The organism is Streptomyces polyasparticus (genome assembly GCF_014493765.1).
GTDB lineage: Bacteria > Actinomycetota > Actinomycetes > Streptomycetales > Streptomycetaceae > Streptomyces > Streptomyces polyasparticus.
Map to the genome: position 1 here is coordinate 367487 of NZ_JACTVJ010000007.1, position 23909 is coordinate 391395.

21 protein-coding genes are annotated in these 23909 nt (G+C 67.4%); 16 read left to right on the forward strand and 5 right to left on the reverse strand.

The window, feature by feature from the left end:
* Nucleotides 1-24: 24 nt before the first annotated feature.
* The 7 genes from H9Y04_RS17305 to H9Y04_RS17335 all read left to right on the forward strand — a co-directional run bounded on the left by H9Y04_RS17305 (nucleotide 25) and on the right by H9Y04_RS17335 (nucleotide 6695).
* The gene (locus H9Y04_RS17305) at nucleotides 25-1263 is read left to right on the forward strand and encodes a DUF6236 family protein (protein WP_187814770.1); all 1239 of its coding nucleotides are present in this window, start codon (nucleotides 25-27) and stop codon (nucleotides 1261-1263) included.
* Between the two features lie 126 nt (nucleotides 1264-1389).
* Entirely contained in the window at nucleotides 1390-2619 is a 1230-nt protein-coding gene (locus H9Y04_RS17310; protein ID WP_187814771.1) for a helix-turn-helix domain-containing protein, read from the forward strand.
* A 158-nt stretch (nucleotides 2620-2777) separates the two neighbouring features.
* Nucleotides 2778-3158 (forward strand): hypothetical protein, encoded by a 381-nt coding sequence (locus H9Y04_RS17315; RefSeq protein ID WP_236070927.1) that lies wholly within the window; start codon nucleotides 2778-2780, stop codon nucleotides 3156-3158.
* 164 nt (nucleotides 3159-3322) lie between these two features.
* Nucleotides 3323-3682 (forward strand): hypothetical protein, encoded by a 360-nt coding sequence (locus H9Y04_RS17320; protein ID WP_187814773.1) that lies wholly within the window; start codon nucleotides 3323-3325, stop codon nucleotides 3680-3682.
* A gap of 5 nt (nucleotides 3683-3687) precedes the next feature.
* Nucleotides 3688-4989: a radical SAM protein gene (locus H9Y04_RS17325; RefSeq protein ID WP_187814774.1), complete on the forward strand. Its 1302-nt coding sequence runs from the start codon at nucleotides 3688-3690 to the stop codon at nucleotides 4987-4989.
* On the forward strand, nucleotides 4986-5891 hold the full coding sequence (locus tag H9Y04_RS17330) for a radical SAM protein (protein ID WP_187814775.1): 906 nt from the start codon (nucleotides 4986-4988) through the stop codon (nucleotides 5889-5891). The genes H9Y04_RS17325 and H9Y04_RS17330 overlap by 4 nt, the downstream gene beginning before the upstream one ends.
* A 33-nt stretch (nucleotides 5892-5924) precedes the next feature.
* Nucleotides 5925-6695 carry a cupin domain-containing protein gene (locus tag H9Y04_RS17335; protein ID WP_187815139.1) on the forward strand — a complete coding sequence of 257 codons (771 nt, stop codon included), beginning with the start codon at nucleotides 5925-5927 and terminating at the stop codon, nucleotides 6693-6695.
* Nucleotides 6696-6753: 58 nt separating this feature from the next.
* On the opposite strand, the gene aspS is transcribed toward H9Y04_RS17335, so the two are convergent.
* Nucleotides 6754-8064 carry an aspartate--tRNA(Asn) ligase gene (gene aspS / locus H9Y04_RS17340; protein WP_187814776.1) on the reverse strand — a complete coding sequence of 437 codons (1311 nt, stop codon included), beginning with the start codon at nucleotides 8062-8064 and terminating at the stop codon, nucleotides 6754-6756.
* Between the two features lie 338 nt (nucleotides 8065-8402).
* Here aspS and H9Y04_RS17345 point away from each other — a divergent pair, with 338 nt between their 5' ends.
* From H9Y04_RS17345 to H9Y04_RS17380, 8 genes are all read left to right on the forward strand, one after another.
* Nucleotides 8403-8885 carry a GNAT family N-acetyltransferase gene (locus tag H9Y04_RS17345; RefSeq protein WP_308801008.1) on the forward strand — a complete coding sequence of 161 codons (483 nt, stop codon included), beginning with the start codon at nucleotides 8403-8405 and terminating at the stop codon, nucleotides 8883-8885.
* Nucleotides 8885-9835 (forward strand): hypothetical protein, encoded by a 951-nt coding sequence (locus H9Y04_RS17350; RefSeq protein ID WP_236070929.1) that lies wholly within the window; start codon nucleotides 8885-8887, stop codon nucleotides 9833-9835. Before H9Y04_RS17345 ends, H9Y04_RS17350 begins: the two co-directional genes overlap by 1 nt.
* 41 nt (nucleotides 9836-9876) lie before the next feature.
* Nucleotides 9877-11406 (forward strand): amino acid permease, encoded by a 1530-nt coding sequence (locus tag H9Y04_RS17355; protein ID WP_308801009.1) that lies wholly within the window; start codon nucleotides 9877-9879, stop codon nucleotides 11404-11406.
* A 342-nt stretch (nucleotides 11407-11748) separates the two neighbouring features.
* On the forward strand, nucleotides 11749-12447 hold the full coding sequence (locus H9Y04_RS17360) for a restriction endonuclease (RefSeq protein ID WP_308801010.1): 699 nt from the start codon (nucleotides 11749-11751) through the stop codon (nucleotides 12445-12447).
* Nucleotides 12448-12468: 21 nt separating this feature from the next.
* Nucleotides 12469-12684 carry a hypothetical protein gene (locus tag H9Y04_RS17365; protein WP_187814777.1) on the forward strand — a complete coding sequence of 72 codons (216 nt, stop codon included), beginning with the start codon at nucleotides 12469-12471 and terminating at the stop codon, nucleotides 12682-12684.
* Nucleotides 12685-12871: 187 nt separating this feature from the next.
* Nucleotides 12872-13621 carry an SPDY domain-containing protein gene (locus tag H9Y04_RS17370; protein ID WP_187814778.1) on the forward strand — a complete coding sequence of 250 codons (750 nt, stop codon included), beginning with the start codon at nucleotides 12872-12874 and terminating at the stop codon, nucleotides 13619-13621.
* Nucleotides 13622-13717: 96 nt separating this feature from the next.
* Complete coding sequence (locus H9Y04_RS17375; protein ID WP_187814779.1) at nucleotides 13718-14164, forward strand: hypothetical protein; 447 nt, start codon at nucleotides 13718-13720, stop codon at nucleotides 14162-14164.
* A gap of 271 nt (nucleotides 14165-14435) precedes the next feature.
* The gene (locus H9Y04_RS17380) at nucleotides 14436-14960 is read left to right on the forward strand and encodes a hypothetical protein (RefSeq protein WP_306660144.1); all 525 of its coding nucleotides are present in this window, start codon (nucleotides 14436-14438) and stop codon (nucleotides 14958-14960) included.
* Nucleotides 14961-14994: 34 nt separating this feature from the next.
* Here H9Y04_RS17380 and H9Y04_RS17385 read toward each other — a convergent pair whose 3' ends face one another.
* Nucleotides 14995-15489, reverse strand: a complete 495-nt coding sequence (locus H9Y04_RS17385) for a hypothetical protein (RefSeq protein WP_187814781.1) — start codon at nucleotides 15487-15489, stop codon at nucleotides 14995-14997.
* Between the two features lie 282 nt (nucleotides 15490-15771).
* On the opposite strand from H9Y04_RS17385, the gene H9Y04_RS17390 reads away from it, so the two are divergent.
* Nucleotides 15772-16182, forward strand: coding sequence for a hypothetical protein (locus H9Y04_RS17390; protein WP_187814782.1), 411 nt, complete (start codon nucleotides 15772-15774; stop codon nucleotides 16180-16182).
* A gap of 87 nt (nucleotides 16183-16269) precedes the next feature.
* Here H9Y04_RS17390 and H9Y04_RS17395 read toward each other — a convergent pair whose 3' ends face one another.
* The 3 genes from H9Y04_RS17395 to H9Y04_RS17405 all read right to left on the reverse strand — a co-directional run bounded on the left by H9Y04_RS17395 (nucleotide 16270) and on the right by H9Y04_RS17405 (nucleotide 23899).
* Complete coding sequence (locus tag H9Y04_RS17395; protein WP_187814783.1) at nucleotides 16270-19254, reverse strand: RNaseH domain-containing protein; 2985 nt, start codon at nucleotides 19252-19254, stop codon at nucleotides 16270-16272.
* 95 nt (nucleotides 19255-19349) lie between these two features.
* Nucleotides 19350-22649, reverse strand: a complete 3300-nt coding sequence (locus H9Y04_RS17400) for a hypothetical protein (RefSeq protein ID WP_187814784.1) — start codon at nucleotides 22647-22649, stop codon at nucleotides 19350-19352.
* Nucleotides 22646-23899: a restriction endonuclease-related protein gene (locus tag H9Y04_RS17405; protein ID WP_308801012.1), complete on the reverse strand. Its 1254-nt coding sequence runs from the start codon at nucleotides 23897-23899 to the stop codon at nucleotides 22646-22648. The genes H9Y04_RS17400 and H9Y04_RS17405 overlap by 4 nt, the downstream gene beginning before the upstream one ends.
* Between the last annotated feature and the right edge of the window lie 10 nt (nucleotides 23900-23909).

A 23909-nucleotide genomic window follows, 5' to 3' on the forward strand; every position in this document is an offset into this window, starting at 1 on the left:
GGGAGAGCAAGGGGGAGGGTGAGGATGCAGCCGATCGGACTCTATTACCCGTACGTCCACGTACAGAATGACGTCTGGTTGAAGACCGCCGCCCTCTACTGGCCCAAACTCGCCCGCGTGGTCGCCGACGGCTATCCGGTTCGTGACTCCGCGACAGCGACTGCCTTGGGTGATGGGCTCGGTTTCTGGGAGGACCTTGATCCCAAGAGCGCCGCGACCGCTATCAAGGCGCCCTTTCTGTCCGTCATCAGCGAGCACGCGGCGGCTCTCCGGCGTCTGTACGCGATCCGGCCCGAACAACTCCGAGGCGTTGGCAGCGCGGATCCCTCGCTGCGGCGAGGGCACCGCGTCAACCGGTATGCACCCCCACCGGCGCCGGGAGACACGGTCGGACCGAGAAGGGCTACTCGAGCTGCAGAACTGTTCTGGGACGAGGTCTCCCCAGATCTCCGCGAGGCCCTGATCAACGAGGGCCTGGCGCTGAACACCGATCGTCCCGACGCTCGCTCCGGGTACGTGGAGAGCCACTGGATATCCATGGACCCGATGCTGGCCTGGGTCTACAAATGCGCCCTCACGCACGAGATCGCCTCACGCAACCCCCTCCACCCGACGACCGACCAGATTGCCGCACACCAAGCGACCCAAGCCTGGGACCCTGAGCAGATCGCGGCTGTTCTGCTGGGGAGCCAGGCCAGGCCATCCGAAGAGCCGGCGGCCGGACTCCTCGGCCAGCTCGCTGTCCAGACGGTTCTCCCGGACAACATCGCGCAGATCCCAGTTCAGAAGATCGTCGAGCTGCGCAAGCGGCATGACTCCGAGTTCAGCGCCTTCATGGGCGCCGTCTCGCTGGCGGCGAAGGACGTACAGGAAGAACTCGTTGGCATCGAGAGCCCCAAGATCCTTGCGTCCTACCTCGATCACGTACGGCAGGAGCACTTCCAGAAGCCGCTGGATGACCTCAAAGCCGCGATGAAGAGCCTGAAGATCGACACCGCGTTCGGGGCGATGAACGTCCAGACCCAGCTGCCGGCGATCAGCGGGGCGCTAGGCGGACTGGCCATCGACAAGCCGTACGTCACCGCTCTTGGCGTCGCGTACGGACTCCTGGGGATTCGGCACTCCGCGGCGAAACAGCGCGACCAGTTGCTGGCCGACTCTCCTGTCTCGTACCTGCTCAGGGTCGAACAAGGGCTGGAGCCCAGCGGCCTGATTCGCCGAGTGACAGGTGCAAGGCTTCCCGGCGCGCGACGTGGGACTTGAGGCGGCGCGTCGCCTGCGGACGTCCCATCGGCCGCCGGTCCGTTAACTCTTAGCGACGGGCCTCCCTAGCGTGGTTCACAGTACGTACCCTGGCCACAATGCTCCGATCAGCGAGGGGATCTCGACGTGGGTGAGAGCTTGATGCTGGGAGACCGGCTCCGGGTGGCACGTAAGACGCGGGGGCTGTCTGCCGCGCAACTTGCCCAGCGGGTCGCGGTATCCCCCAGCCTGATTCAGAAGCTGGAGTCCGGCGCTCGCAAGGCGACGCCGAGCCTGATATCGGCCCTGGCGCGGGCACTGCACTTCGGCCCAGAGGTGCTGACCGGCCAGCCGTACTACGGGGACCCGGAGGCAGAAGACGGGGTGCACGCTGTCATTCCGGAACTGCGGCGCATCTTGCTGTGCTTCGACACTCCCGACGAGTTGGAGACCCGACCGCGCGCGCTGCCGGTCCTGGCCTCCGAGGTGGACCAGATCGCGGCTCTCCGGCGTGACGCTCGGTACGCGCCGATGGGGCCACTCCTGCCCGCAGTGATCACCGAGCTGACACACGTGGCGCTCGATGCGCGCAACGGCGAGCAGCAGAAGGCGTACTGGCACCTGGCCCGCGCCTACCGCGCCGTCAACAGCCTGGCGCACAAGATGGGGCACCACGACCTGGGCAACACGGCGTTGGAGCGGGTTCGGTGGGCCGCTGATCGATGCGGTGATCCGCTTATGCAGGTGACGGCGGGATACCTGGTGGCAGGTTCGATGTTGCGCCAGGGCGCCACCGGGTCGGCCCGTCGCAAGCTCAAGGGGCTGCGCGGGGAGCTGGAGAGGCTCCAGCCGGAGCACTCGTACTCGGACGATGCGCTGGCGGTCGACGGCGCGCTGCTGCTGAAGCTCGCGGTGGTCTCCTCACGGGAGAACAACCCTGACGGGGCCGAGGAGTTCCTGCGCGAGGCAGATCATGTCGCGCGCATGGCGGGCAACCGGGACAGCCTCGCGTACGAGATGAGCTTCGGGCCGACGAACATCAAGATTCACACGGTGCACGCGCTGATCGACACTGGGGACAGCGAGCAGGCACTGGCCCGGCTCGCCGAATGGGGCCAGGGCGGAGCCGAATGGGCGCCGCCGGCCGCGACGGTAGGCGAGCGATCCAGCCACCACCACATCGATGTCGCCTCCGCGCGCCTGGCGGAGGGTGACCGCGGTGGTGCCTTCGCTGACCTGAAGCGGGCGAGGAAGGTCGCACCGAACCACACCCGTTTCCACCCATCAGTACGCGAAACGGTCGGCTCGTTGGTGCGTATGGATGCGCACCCGTCCGCCGAGCTCTCCGCGTTCGGCACCTGGGCGGGCGTCGCATAGCACAACACGCGTAATTCCGAAGGGAGTTGACGCGAATCGGGTGCGGACAGTTTGTCCGCGCACACCCGCCTACAGAGTGGAATGGTCCTCTCACACCCAGTTGTGAGGGGGCCTTTCCTATGTCGGACGCACTTCCGACCGCGCGGTTGCCGAGGTGGATGCCCATCGGCAGCGAGCCGGAGCTGTGTCCCGCCGGTACGTGGTGGGATGCCGTACGTACGCCCGAGCACGTAGGGCGCCGGGCGGTGGAGCTCATCGAGGAGCAAGGGCTGGCGGTGGGGCCGGTCATTCTCGATGAAGGCGGCCGTGAGCCGCGGATGTACTTCCTGACGCCGGCCGGCACCTCGGCGCGCTGGGAGGAGGCGGAGACGGTCGCGCTGGGGCTGACCTGCCACGTAGTGGTCCCACCGGCGGAGCGTACCGCCAGCCCCGGACTCCACTGGTACCGGCTGCCCGCCAGGCCCCACACGCTGAACCTGCCCGATGGGCTGCACCATGCCCTGATCAAGGCGCGCAGGGAGCGCGAAGGCACCGTGTAGAACTTGCTCCGCGGCCCGGCCCCCCGTCGGCCGCAAGGCCGACTGCGGCGGAGCTGATAAGCGCCGCCCCCGCTCAACTCCCCGCGGGGGCGGTACCCCGCCAGACCCCGGCGGACGCAAGGGGTTGTTCCAGCACATCCAACGCACAGAGATGAGGATCAGCCATGCCTCAAGCCAGGCGAGAGAAGAAGGACCACTTAATCTACGCGGACGTTGTGGACTCCAAGTCCAAGGCGGGCGTGTGGATGGGCGAGCGCGCCTCCTTCCAGGAGAAGCAGGGCCGCATCATCGAGGCCCTCAAGGAGCAGACCGACTGGGTCGAGCTGAAAGACGCGATCATGGTCATCGGCACCGACCCGGCCGGCATCACGGTCATCGTGCCGAACCCGACGCTGCCCGGCGTGATTGTCCTCGCTGACGGCGGCACCCCGGCCACCTCGGCGAAGCTCCAGGCCGCTGCTGAGGAGAAGGTCCGAGCGGTCATGGGCGAGCTCGGTATCGCCGAAGAGGAATCGACGGCCTGACCACCATGGCCGTCCCCCGGATGCTGTGGGGGAAGTACTTCCAGTACGAGCGGGATGGGGAAGCAGTTCTCCTCGACCCGGTCGCGCTGGACAGTGTGTTCATCGACTCCGGCGAGGTCCACGACCTCGCCGGGGTCCCCCCGACCGTGACTCATGAAGCCCTCGCTGGGCTCGGCTTCACCCCTGGCGGCCCTGTGGCCGACCGGCGCGAAGCACTCCGTGACCGTCTTCAACTCCTCGGCCTCGACCGAACCCCCAGCCGCATCAGTGGTCTGCGCGTGGTCCTGACCGACCGCTGCAACATGGCCTGCACCTACTGCTTCGTCGACACGAACTCCGGCAAGCCGGACATGACGAAGGAGGAACTCTCGGAGGGGCTGGAGTTCCTGTTCGAGCAGAACGCCGGGCAGGAAGAGGTGTCGATCCAGTGGTTCGGCGGCGAGCCGACCATCCGCTTCGACCTCATGCGGTACGGCGATCAGCTCGCCGACACCCTCGCTGAGCGCTACGACGTGGCGAGGGTGCGGCGCACCGTCGTCACCAACGGCGCCCGCCTGACCGACGAGGCCCTCGACCACTTCGTCGCGTACGAGTACGGGGTCGGCATCTCCATCGACGGCCCTCCGGGCATCAACTCGGCGAACCGCCTGCTGCTCGGCGGCCAGCCCGCCGACGACCGCATCCGCCGTAACGTCGCCCGGTTCGTCGACGCCGAGGGGCTGCACGTGGGATGCAACCTCACGCCCACGGCCGCGAACATCGGACGCCTCGCCGAGACCGTCCGGTGGATCATCGACGACCTCGGGCTGAAGTTCATCTACGTCAACACGCCCATCCCGACGGCAGGCAGTTGGCAGGTCAACGGCACCGAGCTCGCACGGGAGCTGTACGAGGCCCGCGTGGCCGCGCTGGGGCGAGGCGGGATGCTGTTCTCCGTCCTGGACCGCGCCTTCCAGGCCCTCGACACCCGCCGGCCCATGCTGTTCGACCACATGCAGGGCGACCGCAGCCTGAACGCCGCCCTGCTGCCCGGCAACCGAGTCAGCCTGTGCGACATCAACTTCACCGAGCCGTCGTTCCTGCACACCCTCGACCAACTGCGCGCCGACGTCGGCCTCCTGGCCGGCGTAGCGAAGAAGGTCGCTCCGATCCCCGAGTGCGGGGATTGCCCGGCGCTCGCCATCTGCGGCGGGCCGTCGCGCAACGAGCAGGCCCTCGTCGGCGGCAGCACCCCGGACCCCGAGATGTGCGCGTTCTACACGAGCACCGTGGAGATCGCGGTGTGGGACAACACGGGGGTGCAATGAATACCCACGTCCGCACGGCGCTGATCTCGACGGCCGGGCACTGCAAGGTGGCCTGCGGGTTCTGCTTCCGAGCCGACCGCGCCCACGGCTTCCTCGACACCGCGACCTACACCCGCACCCTGTCGCGGCTCAAGGAGGCCGGCGTCGAGGGCGTCTGCCTGACCGGCGGCGAACCGACCCACCACCCGCAGCTGCGGCAACTTGTACGGCTGGCCCACCAGTTCGGCATGTCGGTGTCGATGGTGACCTCCGCACGCACCGTGGCCGAGGTCATCGCCCTCTCCCAGGTGGCCCATCTGCTGGCCAACGTGACCGTCTCCGCCGACTCGCAGGGCGCCATGCTGCTGGGGCGCACCACCCGCACCGCGGCTTCGGCCGTGGGCACCCTGCGCGCCATCAGCACCGAGACAAAGGTCCTTCACGTCACCTGCTGGGGCCTGAAAGACGAGGAGTGCCAGGACCTGGCCGACCTCGTCTCTGCGGCAGGGGTGGAGGTCCAGTTCAGCCCCGTCGTCCTCGACGAGCGCGCCCTGCGCCGCGAGGGCAAGTCGGTCCAGGACTACCTGGTGCAACACCACCTCGACGCCGATCGCCTCGACCGGTACTTCAGCCTGTCCGACCGGTATCGCGCCTACCTGGGCGAGCTCAAGGCCCTGCAGTTCCCCCCGAATGGGGGTGAGCGGTGGCCATGCCGATCGGCCGCCGCGTACGTATCTGCCGACGGCTCCGTACGCCGGTGCCCCTACGGTCGGGCATCCGTCAGCGTCGACGCTCCCCGTGCCGCGATCAGACACTTTCTGACCGCCCCGGCGCAGGACCGGGTGAGACCGGACTGCGCTGCCATCTGCCGCCCCTCCGCCGCCTGCGAAGACCGCAGTGCTTCATACACTGCGCCAGCGTGAAGCGGCTGGCGGGTACAACCCCCTGGACGACCCATGACGATCACGACGCCCGACGACTTCACCCAGCGGTGGCGGCAGCCGCCGAACTTCCCGCTGGACGTCCGCTTCGACTACACGTTCCTGCCCGCCATCGACGTCCTCGACCACGTCCGTAGAGACGAGGAGGTCCGGTTCACGGTCCTCGGGGACGACGACTGGCAGGTGCGCATGGACCGCACCGCAGCCTTCCGCACCGCACCGATCGAGGAGGTGGTCACCTGGCCGTTCCGGCTAGTGCACTTCAACCTCAGCCGGTTCTACGAAGACCTCCTGGACGGCTTCCAGGAAGAGGTCATGATCCCCTGGCGCACGCATCTGTCCGCCTGGGGCTTCACCTGGCAGCGCCTGGCGCCCATCCTGTTCCTCTCCACCGAGGGTGCCTCCTCGACGTACCACAACGACAACTCGCATGGCTTGGTCTGGCAGGTCCATGGCATCAAGACCTTTCACAGCTACCTGGACCCCGACCAGCACCTGCCGGCCGACGCGGCGGTCCTCGGCGAGACCACCGCCGAGGACCCTCCCGAGCACGACGCGACCGATCGCCAGTCCGTCACCATGCGGCCCGGCGACCAGCTCTGGAGCCACGCGCTGACACCCCACTGGGTCACCACCGAGTCGGCGCTCGCCATGAGCGTCACGCTCTCCCACGGCGCGCTATGTCACCACGGCGCCTTCTCTGAGCGGGAGTTGGCGCTGCGGTCCTACTGGGACAAGAACCCCGCCGAGGCGTGGACACATGACCTGCGCAATGTCCGCTACTGAGACCGCGTCCCACGACACGAGGCACTGGCCCGTGTCGTGGGACGCAGCCCGCGGCCGGTTACGGGGTGAGCCGGTTCGGCCCGCGGAAGAGGAACGTGGCCTCGCGGATCGAGTCCAGGCCGAGCATCACCATCAGCACCCGGCCAAGGCCCATGCCGAGCCCGCCATGCGGCGGGCACCCGAACCGGAAGGCGTTCAGGTAGTCCTGCAGCGGCTCGGTGCTCATGCCCTTCTCGGCGGCCTGCTTCAGCAGCACGTCGTAACGGTGCTCACGCTGCGCGCCGGTGGTGACCTCCAGCCCCTTCCACAGCAGGTCAAAGCTCAAGGTCACGCTCGGGTCGTCGGCCGGCCGCATGTGGTAGAAGGGCCGGATGCCGACCGGGTAGTGCGTGATGAACACGAACTCGTGCCCGGTGGCCTCTTTGATGTGAGCCGAGATGCTCCGCTCACCCTCCGGGTCCAGGTCCTCCTTGACGCCCTCCGGGTCCCAGCCGCCCTTGCGCAGGATCTCGTGCACCTCGGCCATGGTGATGCGGGGGAAGGGCGTCGTGGGTACGGCGACTTCGACGCCGAAGTGCTCGGCGATCGCCTCACCGTGCGCGTCGGCGACCTTGGCGATGGCGTGCGCGAGCATCTGCTCCTCGAACGCCATCACGTCCTCGACGCCGTCGATCCAGGCCAGCTCTACGTCGACGCCCGTGAACTCGGTGGCGTGCCGGGAAGTGAACGACGGCTCGGCACGGAAGACCGGGCCGATCTCGAAGACCTTGTCGATGCCGGCCGCGATCGCCATCTGCTTGTAGAACTGCGGCGACTGCGCCAGGTAGGCGCTGCGGTCGAAGTAGCCCAGCTTGAACACCTCCGCGCCGGACTCCGACGCGGTGCCCATGAGCTTGGGGGTGTGCATCTCCGTGGCGCCCTGCGCGTAGGCGTACTCGCGCATGCCCTGCTCCAGGGTGGTCTGCACGGCGAACATCAGTTGAGTGGCGGGACGGCGGCGAACGTCCAGGAAGCGCCAGTCGAGGCGTTGCTCCAGGCCGGTGTGCTCGTCGATGGGCAGCGGAGTGGCGGCCAGGTTCAGGACCTCGACCTGCTCCGGGACGAGCTCCAGGCCGCCGAGTTTCACCTGGGCGGCGTCGACGATGCGGCCGGTGATGCGGACGGCGGACTCGGTAGTGAGGGCTTCGAGCTGGGCTTCCAGGGGGCCGTCGTCGCGCTTGTGGGTCACCTGCACCATGCCGGTGCTGTCCCGCACGATGACGAACTGCATTTTGCGCTGCAGGCGGAGGGTGTTTACCCACCCGCAGACGGTGACGGTACGGCCAACGTGTTCTCGCAGGTCGGAGACGTGTACGCGGCTGTGGATCATTTCGGTCCTCCGAAGGACGTCGTCATGATCCCTTGGGAGTGCGGGCGAGAAGGGAACTCGCGGTACCACCGCACTTTCGCCGCCAAGAGCTGGCGGCCTCATTCGAGCCCGGTGACGGGGGCCGGCCGGCGGGGCATTGGACCACGGCGTGGTCGTTCCTCCCCGCGCTCGGGAGGGTCTTCGCCTCGGGATGCGAGACCGCCTTCTCAGCTACCGGCGGCTCTCTCGACTCGCGTGATCCGTGGCTACTCGTCTCCGTCTACGCGTTGCCCAGAAGGATACGGACCTCTCGGGCACCGCCGCAATCAAGAACGTGACTGTGATCGGGAGGATCTGTTGTGAGCGTGCTCGTGCGACGGGCGGTAGCCGCCGATGCCGGGGAGCTGGCCCGCCTGCGCCAGCTTTCGCTGACCTGCCCGGCTGTGCCGTGGACCAGGCCGAGGGCAGCACCCGACGGGCCATGGGTCAAGGAGTGCCAGGAGGCCATCGAGGCCATGCTCCGCGACCAGGAAACGGCCGCCGCGTTCGTGGTCGATGCCGAGCCGGGCCGCCTGGCGGCCTGTGCGATGGGGCTTCTCCTGCCCAGGCTTCCGGGCCCCGGTAGCGGCAAGCCGTTCAACGGCGACATCAGCACCGTCGCCACCGATCCGGAGTGCCGCAGGCGCGGCTACGCGCGGGCCGTGGTGACCGCGCTCATGGACTGGATGACCGTAAGCGGCTGCAAGCGCATCAGCCTTGCCTCCAGCCCGGAGGGTGAGCCGCTGTATGCGTCGCTCGGGTTCGCTTACGACGACCCGCGGATGTCCTGGCAGGCTCGTTGATGGCGCGACACGGCCACGGCCACGACCGCAGCCCGCCGCTCGACCAGCACCCGGCTCGCGACGACACGGCGCTACGGCCAGTGGTGGAGGACGCGGCGATGGGCCGGTGGGAGAGCGCTCGGGATCTGCTGGTCGAGACGGGACCGGACTGGGACCGGAGGATCTTCCGCCTCCAGATACTCGCTGAAGCCGGCGCACGTCTCCGGTTCGCCGACACCTGGGCGAAGGCCGAACCGCGCTCGCCACACGCTCTGGCTCTGCTCGCGAACGTGCAGGCCCTGCGCGCGATGATCGCCGGTCGTGAGAGCGGCCGGACGCTTATGGAGGAAGCCTGGGCCACCTGCCACAGCTCGTTGGATCTGTGGCCACAGGACGTGGCTCCGCTCGTCGTCATGCTGGCGCTGCTGCGCACCCATGCCCCCGACCGGGACACGCTCGGCCGTGTGTGGGAGGAGATCCAGCAGCGCGACCCGTGGAACCGCGAAGCGCACCACGAGATCCTCACCTACCTGCTGCCCCGTAACCACGGTGAGCCAGGGGAGGCCGCGTGGTGGGCCGAGGAGCAGGCATCCATCGCGCCCCAGGGCCTGCCGATCGCGGTTCTGCCGCTGGTCATGCTGGCGGAAGCACACCGTGTCCGCCAGGAGCAGGACCAACGAACGTACGGGCTGACGATCCACCCCTGGGTCGAGTGTCCGCAGATCGACCTGGTGCTGGAGCGGTGGTGGCGCTACCGCTCCCCGCGCCCGCACGCCTGCTTGGCCGATGACGCCAACTACCTCGCCCACGCGCTGGCGTTCGCGAACCGGCACCACGAGGCGCTGGAGGTCTTCGACTCCATCGGTCCGTACGCCACGCAAGTCCCGTGGTCCTACTGCGGCCAGGCCAGCGAACTGTTTCTGCGACATCGCGGCTGGGCCTACAGCCCTCCGCGCCGCCGACGCCACTGACCACTTGAACATCCCTCTCACCTGCGAAGGACGGAATCCCTGTGCCTCTCGATGTCTCCCGCGTCTCCGACGAGGAACGCCTCAAGCAGCTCGGCTACCAGCAGACGCTCTCTCGATCGATGTCCGGCCGCGCGAACTTCGGCGTCAGCTTCACGATCATCTCCATCCTGTCCGGCTGCATGACCCTCTACGGCTTCGGCATGAACACCGGCGGGCCTGCGGTCATCATGTGGGGCTGGCTGCTGGTCGGCGTCATGACGCTGTTCGTCGGCCTGTCCATGGCCGAGGTCTGCTCCTCGTATCCCACCAGCGCCGGCCTGTACTTCTGGGCCCACCGCATGGCCCCGCAGCGGTCGGCGGCAGCATGGGCATGGTTCACCGGCTGGTTCAACACCCTGGGGCAGATCGCGGTGACCGCGGGCATCGACTTCGGCGCCGCCACCTTCCTCAACGCCTTACTGGACTTGCAGTTCGGCTACACCGCCACCCCGGGCCACACCATCATCCTGTTCGGGATCATCCTGGCCCTGCACGGTGTGCTGAACACCTTCGGCGTGCGGATCGTCGCCCTCCTCAATGAGGTGTCGATCTGGTGGCACATCCTCGGCGTCTTCGTCATCTGCGGCGCCCTGGTCCTTGCTCCCGACCACCACCAGTCGACCGGCTTCGTGTTCGGCGAGTTCGTCAACAACACCGGCTTCTCGTCCAGCATCTACGTGGTGCTGCTGGGCCTGTTGATGGCGCAGTACACCTTCACCGGCTACGACGCCTCCGCCCACATGACCGAGGAAACCATCGACGCGGCCACCGCCGGCCCCAAGGGCATCGTCCGGTCGATCCTCGTCTCCCTCGCAGCCGGGTTCGTCCTCCTCTTCGGCTTCACCTACGCCATCCAGTCCTACGACGGCGCCCTCGAATCGAGCACCGGGGTGCCCCCGGCGCAGATCCTCATGGACGCCCTCGGCGTGGCGGCCGGCAAGTGGCTGCTCGTGGTCATCATCGTCGCCCAGCTCTTCTGCGGCATGGCGTCCGTGACCGCCAACTCCCGCATGATCTATGCCTTCTCCCGCGACGGCGCGCTGCCCTTCTCCCGCGTGTGGCACAAGCTCAACCCCGCCACCCGCACACCCGCCAACGCCGTCTGGCTCGCAGTGGGCGGCGCCTTCGTCCTCGGGCTGCCGTACTTGTGGAACATCACCGCGTACGCGGCCGTCACCTCGATCGCGACCATCGGCCTCTACATCGCCTACGTCATCCCCACGTTCCTGCGGCTACGCCTGGGGAGCCGGTTCGAGCGCGGCCCCTGGAACCTCGGCTCCTGGTCCACCATCGTCGGCACGATCGCCGTCGCGTGGGTCGCGGTAATCACGGTGCTGTTCATGCTGCCGCAGAGCTCGCCGGTCACCGCGAAGACCTTCAACTATGCGCCCATTGCGGTCGGCGTCGTCATCGCCTTCTGCAGCACCTGGTGGCTCGCCTCGGCCCGCAAGTGGTTCCTCAAGCCCACCCACCCTCGCAACTCGACTGCGGAGCACGCACGCCCGCAGGCAAGGGCTGCTGCCCGGCCGTAAGCGGCGGCACTATCCCCAGGGTGTGGAAACGGCTGAAAGCTGACCGGCCGCACAGGCAAACATGCAGGTCGCTCGACCAAGGGCCCTCCAGGGTGAGGGTCCTGCTGACCGAAACCCTATGGCCTTCGGTGACCATTCGGTGACGTTCTGTCAGTGACGCGTGCTCTCATACGACCTGCAGGGACAGTCCAACGACCTTGGAGCGAGGGGGCGTTCTTCCATGGCGATGCAGATGCCGGTGCACATACCAGGAGCCGGGTGGGGAGGGTTCGATGGTGACGCCGTAGCCTCGCCGCCGGGTTGCCTCCCTTCCGCCGGCCCGGATCCGTCGGGGTGGGCGCGGTGAGCCGCCGTCGCCCGGTGCGTCGGAGGCCCGTCCGTCGCCGTCCGGCCCGCCGTTCCAAGAAGCAGGACGAGCAGATCGCGCTGCTGGTCGGCGCTGTCGTAGCGGTCGCCCTGGTGGTCGCCGCCGTGCAGTGGCTGCTTGCTCATTGGTGGCTCCTCGCCCTTGCGGCCGTGATCGCCTCAGTCACGGGCGGCTTCTGGCTCCAGCAGGTACGGCAGCGGGCGGAGTGGGCACGCGTCCGCGCCCAGGCCCTGCGGATGCGCATCGCCGAGATCGACGCTCTGGATCACCGTGCATTCGAGTTCGCCGTACGGGACTTGATGCGCCGGGACGGCTGCACGGCCGAGCAGATCGGAGGCGCCGGCGACGACGCCTGCGACGTACGGGCCACCGACCCGGCGGGCCGCATCTGGGCCATCCAGTGCAAGCACCGCCGAGACGGGGATCGCGGCTCCGCTGTCGGCGTCGGCGTGCTGCAGCAGGTCAACGGCACCGCCCGACAAGTCCACGGAGCGGACGTTGCGGTCGTCCTCACCAACGGGCGCTTCTCCTCCAAGGCCATCCCCTGGGGCCGGGAGCACCGCATCCACCTCGTCGACCGGCGCGTACTGGGCGAGTGGGCCGCCGGATCACGGCCGCTGTGGGAGCTCCTCGACCGCATCCCACCGCCACGCCGCCCGACGGCACTGTCCTGACCAGAAGGGGGAGTTGGGCCAGTGATCCTGACACTCAACCTGGCGGTCGTGCTGGCCGTGATCATCTACTTCCGCATACGCCGCCGCGTCCAGGCCCGCAGCAGATCCGACCAGTGGCTGACCGTCTTCATCGTGCTGATATTCGGCGTACTGATCGCACCGACCGAATTCGGCCAGGGAATCCTCGACGTCCTGGGCGACGTCGTGAACAACATCTCCGCCTCTGGCAGCCCGTGAGATCCCCGGCAGCCCGGCCACCCGCCCGGCAGGCGGAGCGTGACGTGCGCGGCCACTTACTGGGCATATCTGCCCAGAATTCCACCAGTTCGCCGGGGGCAGACAGCAAAGATCGCGGAACGACTGGTGCACCCGCCGAACGGCATGCCAACGTACGACGCTCTGGACGACGACATACCCCCGAGCCGTGGAGGCGCCCCTGTACCCGCGCAACCCCAGCAATCCCTCCCACTCCGATACCCCGGACCCGGTGTACTGGGTCGTCCCGCGTCATCTGGCCGGCGACGACGGTGCTCTCGCCGAGCGGGTCGGTGACACCCTGGCCGGTCTGGACTGGCGAGTGTGGCCGACCGCGCGTGACACCCTGCTGTACGTCAGCCCGGACGGGCTGTGCGGCGCTGAATGGATTCTCGCGGCTTACCCATTCGAGCTGGGCGGCCTGCCCGTGGCCTGGCAGGTGAGTGCCCGGTCCCACACCGACTCGGTGATGACGCAGTGGAATGCCTACTTCACCGCCGGAGTGCCGCACGAGGCACTCACGGACCTCCTCATGGCGCTCGACGCCCGTATCGCGCCGGACACGGGATTCGACGGGCCGGAGGTCGTGCTCGAAGGGCTGGGCGTCCAGGGCTGGTTCCGCGATGCGGACCAACCTCACACCACCGCCTTCGCCCCCGACTTCTCCGCCACCATCTCCCTGGAGCTGCTGCCACCCCTCATCCGGGACGCCGACCCACGTACCGACCGCCTGGGCTGGCAGGCATGGGCAGAGCCTGGCCTCGATGATCTGCATCTGTGGTGCGCGAGCTTCAGCGCCAGCGCCCCGCACGATCTGGTCGCTGTGTTCGCCTCCTCGCTGGCCTCACCGGTCCCCGTACCGCGCCGCACGCTGCCTGGCGGCGTAGAGGACCGACTCAGCATCATCCGCCGCAGCTGACAACACGCCTCTGTAGAACGGCTGTTGCGCTGCTCGGCGCCGATGTCCCTGTGCTGCCCTTTCCCGTATCTGTCAGATGACTGAGATGGAGTCTTCATGTTCAAACGACGTGCCCGTGCCGACCGTGAGTGGCGTGAGGCCCAGCGTGCCGGCCAGGCGATGCTCGCCATGCACACCGAGTGGCCCGAGCCTCCCGTCCCGGTCTCTGCGCCGGCCCCGGCCACGCCGACAGACGCCGCGGTAGTGCCCGACTTCCTGCCGCCCGACTTCAGGGCGCCGTCGCGCCTGGATGTCTCCGGGCTCATGATGCGCTGGCTGCCGCCGCTCGTGATCGACGGCGAGGTCCGCCAGTGCCCCGAGTGCGGTACGTACCGGGACTGGATCATCTTCAACATGCGCGACGGTGCGGTTTGGCTGCGCTGCCAGGCCGGCCACCACGTCCAGGAGCCGCGTCTGGATTCAGCCTGGTACAACCGCAACTCCGGGCCGGTAGACAGCTACCACCCGAATCTCGAGGACGGGCTGCGCCACCTCGGCCACTGACTCCCGTGAAACCCCACCCCCTTTCTCCTCTGCGTATCGCCGGTGCCTGGAGAGCCAGCCCAGTCAGACCGTCTGATCCGCACCAACTCTGGGGTTTCACATGCGACTTCGCACCATGACCGTCCTCGGCCTGAGCGCCCTGACTCTCCTGGCCCTGGCGGGCTGCTCCGCCGGTAGTGCTCCCGCTCCTGGCCCAGCGTCTTCTTCCCCTGCTGCCGCACGCCAGACGGGCAGCAATGCCCCGACTCAAGAGCCGTTGCCCTCAGCTGTGTTGAGACAGCGGCTCCTGGGCGAGAGTGATCTGGGCGGGGGCTACATCCGCAAGCCGGAGCAGCCCGCCCGGCACAACGACGTCACGGTGACCGGATGCCCCGCGCTAGCCAAGCTCGGTGGCGACGGGGCGGCCGGTGGCAGCCTCGCCTTCCCCCACAGGGCGAAGATGTCCTTCACCTACGCGGGTGGCACAGGCTCGGAGGTGTCCGAGGAGCTCTACAGCGACACCGCGACCAAGCTCTCCGACGGCGTGGACCGGATCTTCGAAGCGATGACCGCCTGCTCGACGTACGACGTGCTAGCAGGCGGCACCCCGATCGTGGTCGCACCGCAGAGGGTGCCCGCCCCGCAGCTGGGCGACGAGCGGTGGAGCCATCTGCTGACCTTCACCGTCAGTGGGCGCACCAGCATCGTCAAACAAACGGCCGTTCGCATCGGGGCGGTAGTTGTGGTGATCTCCGGTACACCGGCACTGGTCGATGCCCATGTGGAGCGGGCGGTGGCCAAGGCCACGGGGCGATGAGGCGGGACCGGTCGGCAGGCGATGGGGTGCGGGGCTACGGGCCGTTGTTCTCGTCATCGTCCGAGATGAGGAAGCCCCGCATCGGCGACAGGGCGTCGCTCAGCACCTCGCCCACCGTGCGTGGCTGATCGGCTGGGTCTGGCTCGGGCACCGTGACGTCGGGCGTGCGCCTGACCAGTACGCCTTGATCCCTGATGACGTCGGTCTTCATGCCGCCGTGGGCGCGCAGGATCGCGGCGATCGTGTGGTGGAGACAGCGGCGGCCATCGCGGTGGAGGAGGACGGCCGGGCCCTCGGGGATCGCCTCGCGCTGTTCGGTTGCTGCGCTCTCGCGCAGGGTGCGGGAGGTGAACCACTCCACGTATACGGCGTCGCCTTCGGCGTCGTTGATGACGATGCCGTGGGCATGAGCCCTCTCGTCGGTATCCGATCCGGGCAGCCCGACACTGGCCAGAATGTGCCGTACTTCCTCGGCCAGGGGTTTGGGCCTTGGGGGCTTGCGGCGCAGGGGCCGGGTCTCGTCGGTCATGCGGTTGGACCCTACCGATCCGCGCTGGCAGCAGGGCCGTGATCCGGTCGAACTACGCCCCAGGGAGCATCGCTGCCGGTTGCTGGCGTGCCATGTGCGACCGGCAGCGATGGCGGAGCGTGGTTGGCTGAAATCTTTCACCTATGGGGTCAAAGGCGCCATAGGCTCCCGTGCTCATGACTCTCGAGATGTGCCCGTTCCATCACGTCGATGACACCTGCGTCCCCATGGCCCGCCTGCTCGAACAGGCAGGGCTCCTCACGTCCCGCCCCCGATGCCCCTGTGTTGGTTTCCGCACCGCCGGCCGAGGGACCCGACGGGGACCTGTTCTCTGTTCCCCCGCGGCGGGTGTCGCAGCGGCAGATCGCCGGCCGCGTCAACCAATGGGGGCGCACGACCATCGACCCCACGGTGCCTGAGCTCGACACGGCCGTCCCCGATGAGCGGTCGCTGCGCTACTCGCTCCAGGCACTGGGCGAGGCCGTACGCGAGCACGGTGGCCTGAACATCCCGTGGATCGAGGTGTCCTTCGCACTCGGCAAAGCCCATAGCGGCGTGGACACCACCCACGTCCTCGGCCGGCATCGCCAAGACGCGGCCACAATGGACCTGAACTGGTACATCGCAGCCCTGCACGTCGAGCGGGCCTACGGCGTGTGGTCGGAGCAGATCCGCGCCACACTCGGCGCGTAGCGGCAGAAGGCGTCCTCCATGACGTTCCTCGGCACCGGTGTGGCCGTGCCTCGAGACGCGGCCACACCGGATGCTGAGGTCGGCGGTCTACACGTCGCCGCCGATGGCTTCTCGCAGGATCTCGACGCTCTCGGGGTCCTTCGGTGCGGAGCGTCGGTACTGAGGGTGGCCAAGGTCCATCTGGAGCGCGGCATGGAGTGGGGCGGGGTATCGCGTGCGGTCTGACCAGGAGAGCGCCTGGTGGCTGAGCCGTGCCGCGGCGACTGCGAGCGTCTCCCGGTCGTAGCCCTCCCGCGTGTGCATGGGGGTGATCTCCCGTGTGGTCATGCTGTACCACGGGGAGTTGAGTTCGTTCTCCTTGCGTTCGTCGGCGTTCTTCGATGCCTTTCCGGGGTCGGCGCGCCAGCGGGTCTTCCACTGTCCGTGGCGCTTCTTGCCGTAGTTGCGGGGCTCGGTGAACAGGAACCAGGGGTGGCCTTCGGGCCGGTCCTCTGGGTAGTACAGGTCGCTGGAGGTCTTCACCGTGATCGTTTTGCCGTTCTTCTGCTTCTCGGTGACGGCAACCAGCCGGGGCATCTCTGCCTGCGCGCAGTTCATGCGGATGATGCTGATCGGGTTCCAGGACTGGGGCAGGCCGCTGGCAGGGAGCCAGAGGCGGGGGTCGTCCGGGTCTTCTCCGAGGCCCTGCTTGTTGTTATGGAGGCCCGGCCATACTCGGCGGCTGGCGTGGCCGTCGATCATCAGGGCGTAGGGCAGGCCGTCGAGTTCGTCGTGGAGCTCTTGGAGGGCAGTGCGGACGTCGTCGCCGGCCAGCGCCCAGCGCTGGATTTCCCCCTCCCCGTCTTGAGTGTGGAGAGGGTAGTTGGCGGCGTGGAAGTTGCTCTGCGCGAGGGTGTAGTGCTCCCACTGCGGGTGGATGTTGCTCCAGCCGATCATGCGCCAGGGGCCGTTGGGGTCGGCGGAGGGGATGATTGCGCTGGCGCAGATGATCCTCTTGGGCTGACCTTTGAATTTGTAGTCCGTGGCCTGCTTGCGGATGTGGATGCCGCAGAACGCGATGCGCGGCAGCGGGTAGGGATCGTCGTCTAGGTAGAGGGCACGCTCAAAGCGGTCGTCCACCACGCCGCAGGAGCGGTAGAGGTCCAGCAGGCCCATGTGGACGCGGTGGTCTTCGAAGGCTTTCGCGGGCTTCTTGACTGTGCTGAAGGTCTTGGTGAACGGGTCGTATTCGCGGCCCACGAGGAATTGAGACGGCACCACGGTCTTGGCGAATTCGCGTACGACTTGGTGCTTGGCGTCGTTCTCCGCGAGGGCGGCCTTCACCTCGGCGGACTTCATGCCCTCGTGTTCCTCACCCCGTACCGGGATTTCCGTTTCGCACCAGGCGGCAAGGAGAACGTCAGGGCCTGCGAACTTGCCGGTGATCTTCTGGGCGTCAGCAGCTCGCTGAGTGCCAGGGCCGTGTTCCAGAAGAGCTTCGGCGTTGCAGAACACGGCTTCGATGCCGTCCGCAAGCGGGTACGTGTCCTCGCCGTCGGGGCCGGGATCGATGTCGTGGGGATCGAGGCCGTACGTGTGAGCAAGCCCGTGGATCATCCGCGTGAGGGTTGCATCCTGATACCACAGGCAGAGGATGCGGAGCTTGTCGTATCCGGCCTCCTTGATGGATCGGCGGATACCCTCCGGGGAGGGCTTGCCGACGAGGTCGACGTACTCGCCATCCTTCTTCTTCTGCCGCTTCTCCTTCTCCTCGGCAGCGGTGGTGGGCTCATGGGCACGTTTGCCGAAGACATTGCCCTTGGACTTGAGGTCGAGCAGGGAGGCCGTGTCTCCGAAGGATCGCTCGACGTGTTCCCTGAGCAGCGAGAGGTGGTAGATGCCGGGGCCGGTGCCGACAGCGAAGGAGTCTGTCTTGGGCATGGTCGGCCTGATCGAGCCCGGTGGCGGCGTCAGGATGTCGATCCTTTTGCCGTTCTCGTCCTTGAGGTTCAGACGGTTGCGTTCATCGGTGACGCGTTCCTCGATGGCGTTGAGCGAGGACCGGTCGGCGTCCATCTTCGCGAGGATTTCCAGCGCGTGCTTGTTCGTCTGCCGCAGGCCGCGCCCGTCCAGGGACACGGACAGGAGGGGCCTGTCTGCGCCCTGGTCCACGAGGACCGTGCTGGCGTGGATCACCGTGTTGTTGACGCGCCGGATGTGGGCGTTCAGATTCAGTACGGGGTTCGGCTCGGCCGTGTAGGTGGCCATCTTCACCGACAGGCGGGACATGGCGTACTGGACCTGGCCTCGAGTGGGGTTCTCGGGACGGGCCTTGTCGGCTTCGCCGAGGTCGACCGGGTGGGCGAGGTTCGCGAAGATCGGGCCGATGGGCTGTTCCCAGGCAATCAGGTCACCGTTGCTGATCGGCCGGTACTGCACAGCAGCCACATTGTCGGAGGGCTTCCAGTCCACGGTCCTGAGTTGAGTCTTCCCGTTCGCGGCCTCGTACGGCTCACGGACGGGCTCGACTGCCCGGTCGAGGAAGGGCTTCGCAGCCAACTTCTTGGCGACGTGCCACTTCACCGCTTCGTAGGCCCAGCCGTCTGGGCTGGCGGGCTTGCCGTCCTCCGACTGCAGGATGTTCTCCGCGAGGCTGCGTTCCTGGGGGGCGACATCGGCGACCAGCCGGGCCAGGGTCGGCTGGTCCATGAAGGGGATCTCATCCAGGGGGACTCGGCGGACGATGCCTTCCAGGTAGGTGAAGACCGTTTTGAGGGTCTCCGGCTCCACGGGGTTGAGCGTCACCATGAAGGCCAGGTACTTGTCCAGGTAGACGTAGCCGTCGGTGATCTGCTGAAGCACGGTGACAGCGATGGAGTAGGGGACCAGGAACGGGTCAGCGTCCTGGACACCTTTGATCCACTTCTTGTTCTGTGCGGCCGTGCTGCCCAACTCCCGCCAGGCCCTGCGGATCGGCGAGTGGTAGTCACCGAAGTCCCAGACCAGAGCAGTCATGCCGTCCAGGAGTTCCGTGGTGCACCGGATCGATGTGGTGTGCGCGGTGAGATCCCGCTGCGTGCTGCTTCGCCCCATGAGCGGGGGTACCTCGTCTCTCGGTCTCTCCTCTTGGGAGAGGAGGGGTGGGGGTCTGTCTCCGCCACAGCAAGGCAGAGGCAGTTATGGGCAGTTCAAAGCGTCTCGCGGTCGAGCCCCGCGTAGGTCAGGAATGCCTGAAGCGCTTGACCGTAGAGCTCGTTCATGATTTCGCGCTGCTCCGGAGTCCAGTCGCGGTAGATCTGCTCGATGATCGAGGCCAGGTCGGAGCTGAACTTCTTGTCGTGGATGGAGTGGTCCACGATGTGGAGGGTCATGTCGGTCTCGCCCCGTCGGGCCCGGCCGGCGAGCTGGATAAGCAGGACGAGCATGCCTGCGACGAGTTCCTTGCGCAGGTCGTGATCCATGTTGGAGAACCGTGCCGGGGAGCGAAGAATCTTGGTGAGTTGCTTCCAGGAGGCTTCGCTCGCTGTGCGCAGGACGGTCAGGGGCTCGTCGCTGCCACCGACGGGAAGGGTGTTGAAGCCGGCAGCGTTGACGCTTGCGTGCAGCCAGTCGGTGTCCTCGATGCTCAGGACAGGCCGGACGCACAGGTAGATGTCGCGGACCGCCGAGCGGGTACCGACGACAATGTTCAGGCCCCGTCCGATAACGGCGAGAGGAGCGATAAGGATCTCCCCGCGGTCAGGGAACTCCTTGAGCTCTTCGCGCACCATCCGGTCCACGTGGGCGGGCAGGTGCTCCTCGTAGTTCTGCTTCTCCGGCTTCTTCACGAGCAGGCAGATCTGGTGGTTCAGTCCGTCAGCCTGCGCCACACCGGAGGCAAGGTAGGCGGCCTGCTCGTAGGAGTTGACTGCGAGGATGACACGGGCCCGCTCCGGTTCCTGCTTCTTCAAGCGGGCCAGGCGCTTGGCGAGTTGCTGTTCGTACAGACCGCGGCCAAGATCGCGCAGTGCGTTGGGCTTCAGCTCCGGCGGGAGTCCCCCGATCCTCATAGCGTCCCCGTTGGCGCCCCGCACCGGCGTGGCGAGCGTAACGATGGATTCCGGACGGGTGTCGGGAAGCCACCAGCGGACCGGGGCGTGGATGTGTTCCTGTACGGCTTGCGGCAGGTAGGCGGTGGCAGACAGCCCCATGACTGGACGCTGCACGCCGGCCGCCAACAGAGCGGTGAGGCCGCCGAGTTCGCTTACGAACGTATGAGGGTCACCGCCGAAGGAGCGTGACAAAAGCTCCGCTTCCTGTTCCTTCTTGTCCATGCCCTTGACCTGGTAGCCGTGGATGGAGCGGCCCAGCATGGCCAGGGGATAGAGCGTGGTGACCGTTCTGCTGCGCATCGTTTCGAGGATCTTGCGGACCGATCCCAGGTCGAGATAGCGCAGGGTCTGTGCCTGCATGCGCAACTCGTCCAGGGCGCCGTCGAGTTCCCGGAGCACAGTGCGGGTGACCAGCAGGTTCACTACGGCGGCCTGCTGATGAGCATCCGGCACGAGCTCGCGCAGGAGTGTGCGCATCGCGTCACGAGTGTCAGTCAGGTGGTCCTGGCCGCGCTGCGCCGTGAGGATCGTCAGGGCAGCTTGGACGGCGTCCCAGTCGGCGCCATCGGGTAGCTCGATGTCCTCATCCGGTTCGGTGCCATACCAGCGGGCGGGCATGATCTCGTCGAGGAAGGTGAACAGCTCGGGTGCAACATCCTCGGCCGCCGTCTGTTCAGGGAACAGGAGCTGCAGGATCTCGCGGTCCCTTGAGCGGGCCAGGCGCCAGCCAGTGTTGTCGCGGCTGGCGCCGTCGGGGCTGTCCGCCTCGTTGCCTGGGTTCATCTTCAGCCCGCTGCCGGAGCACAGCCACAGCAGCAGCATCTCGGCCATGAGTCGGGCGTGGCTGACCGGCGCCGCGAGGGCCATCTCGTGGGCCACGGGGAGGTTCTTGGCATCGGAGTCGATCTCCCGCAGCGCGGTCGTCCGCTTCCGGGAGGCCAGGGTGAGTTCCGAGGTGCAGCTGCCGATGGCGGACGTCTGGAAGGCGTCGATCTCATCGATGATCAACGCGTCGCAGGATCGGAGCGTCATCTCCAGAACGCTCATCCCCCTGGTGCCGCGCGCCTTGCCGCGGAACTCCTGCCCGTCCAGGACGACGCCGATACGCGTGCGGCCTTCCAGCAGGTTGGCGTGGTTGGTAACGATCACAGCCGCGTCGGTGGCGCGGTAGAACTGCTGGAACTTGCCGCACACCGGGGCGAAGGAGCAGGTGAGCCGGGTGGATCCGGTGGCCGCGGAGGTCAGCGAAGTGCAGTTCTCCTCCCCGTACGGATACAGGGTGGGCGGGTCCATCAGCGCCCGCTGCGCGCACCCGGTCGACAGGAGTCCGATGTCGGTCCTGGCGCGCCGGTCCCACTCGTCGATCTGGGTGGAGGCGCCAAGGGCGGCGTAGTCCATGGCCCGCCGGTGCATGCTCGACGGGGACATCAGCGGGGTGCAGTGCGCGGGTGCGGCGAGGCGATTGATCCGGTGCAGATAGGCCAGGTCATTGTTGATGTCCCAGGCCATGTCCAAGGTGGCGCGGACGTCGGTGACGGCGAGGGCGATCCGCCGGTCGTTGAGCGCCGCCCAAGACGCCATGACGCGTACGAGCACCGTCTTACCACTACCCGTGGGAGCGTTGAGGACCTGCAAGTCTCCAGACGTCAGGTCGAGTTCGGTCAACTCGCCATCGGTGGTCTTCATTGCCTTGAAGAAGCGCTTAAGCACGCTGTGCAGGTAGGCGACGCTCTTGTCCTGCCCGCTGAGGGTCTTGGCGACGTCCAGGAGCTGCTCCACGGTCGGCGCGACCCGGTCGCGCTGCGGGCGGGTGTGCACCTGAGGCAGCGCCTCGTGGCCGGGCGCTTCAAGGAAGCCGGGAGTTGCCTGGATATGGATCTCCCTGCTGGTTGTGCCATGCTCCTGGCCCAAGTAGGCGGTCCTTGTCTTGAGCGTGCCCGGCCCCGCGAACGCCTGCGCCTTGGGGCGCTTACCGAAGGTGAAGAACTGCCCCGTGACGCGCTGCGCGTAGCCGAGAAAGTCCCCTCCCATCCGGGGGATCACCGCGTCCGCCAGGTGCGGGTCCCCGGCCGGCAGCCGCAGCGAGCCCCCCGATCTGTCCGCGAGGTCGGGATCGGGGGCCAGGGTGCCGAGAAGCGCGAGGACCGCGGCCCTGAGCTTCCTCGCGTCCGTCCACTCCGGGGCCATCAAGGTCATCACCTGGCGAATCAGGCTCCGCTCGGCCACGGGCAAGCTCGCCCACTGCGACCACGCGTGGGGCTTGCGGTGGGCGAAGAACGTGGCCTCCTCGAAGCCGGCCAGGATGCGGCCCTCATCGTCCTTACGGGGAAAGTAGTGCGCGGCCAGCGCGAGCGCTCCCGCCAGGCCGGCTTCCTGCCCTGTCATCTCCCCGCTCATGCCCGGCCCCCCTTGATCTGCGCGATGACCAACTCCAGGTAGGCCGTCGCGGTCATCGCCGCCTTCATGTTGTGCATGCGGCATACCGCATCGAGCTGAGTTACCTGGTCGTGGCGGTGATCAGGCACCACCAGATAGTCCGCGCCGCCCTTATCACCGCCATCCATGTGGAGCTTGTTGACCAGGTGGTTCGTCCAGGTGTAGTCCTTGAAGTCGGCGGAAAACAACGGCTGTTCACTGTCCTCGCGGGTGACCCACAGGTCGCACTGGTCCCCGTTGGGCCACAGGTGCGATGTCCAGGCAGTTCCCTCCAAGGCCGCCATCGTGGCCCGGTGCAGGGCCAGTTCGGGCAGGCCGGGGATGACGGTGTAGCGCCACACCGGCCGTACAAGCGCCATGTACTCCGCGGCGGGCTTGGCCTGCGGTACGTGCGGCACGGCCCCGGTCCACAGCCGCGCGAATCGGCCGGACGGAACCCGGCATTCGAACGTCGGACTCAGGTCGGGGGCTGACTTCTTCCGAGCGGTCACGACGAACTCGTACGACGCGCCTGTCTCCTCGTGCCAGGGATACAAGCACCGCACCGTGCCCCGGGTGCGTGCGCCCGTGCGGGCGGCCGTAACCTTCATCGGCCACTTGCAGGCAGGGCAGGGCCACCACCAGCCGTTGTACTGCGCGTACTGGGGGATCGGCTTGTAAAAGTCGTTAGCCCGCGACGGCAGCTTGAGCTCCGCGAGACTGCCCGTCGGCACCGTCGGGTTCTCCACCAGCGTGGTGCGGTGCCTCTCGTAAAAGGGGCCCTTGATTGCGCTGAAGACGGCCTCCTGGCTGTACTCGTCATCCAGCTTCGGCTTCGTCACCTGCCCGCTGAACTTGCCGACCTTCTGCGCGGCCCGCATGACGCGCTGGGCTTCGTGCCTGAAGTCGAACCCGTCCTCGGTGGCTACGCCCTCGCTGTCCATGAGCCGTACCCCGGCGAGAGCCTCGCTGTCGATCCAGTCGGGCAGCAGCCCTTCCAGTGATCCGGCCTGGTCGCCGGTGAGCCTGCCCATCAGATCGTCGAACAGGATCAGGTGCCCTGGGCCGCATGCCGCCATCAGGATGCCGTGGGCCTCCATGAGGCGGTCGAGTCGCCTCGGTCCATCCAGTGCCTCGCCGGCCATCGCGTGCTCGCACACGGCGAACGCCTTGACGATTTCCAGCAGCGCGTGAGTCTGCTGAATGTCCGTTGTGTCGTCAGCTTGCTTCACGAGGCCGGAC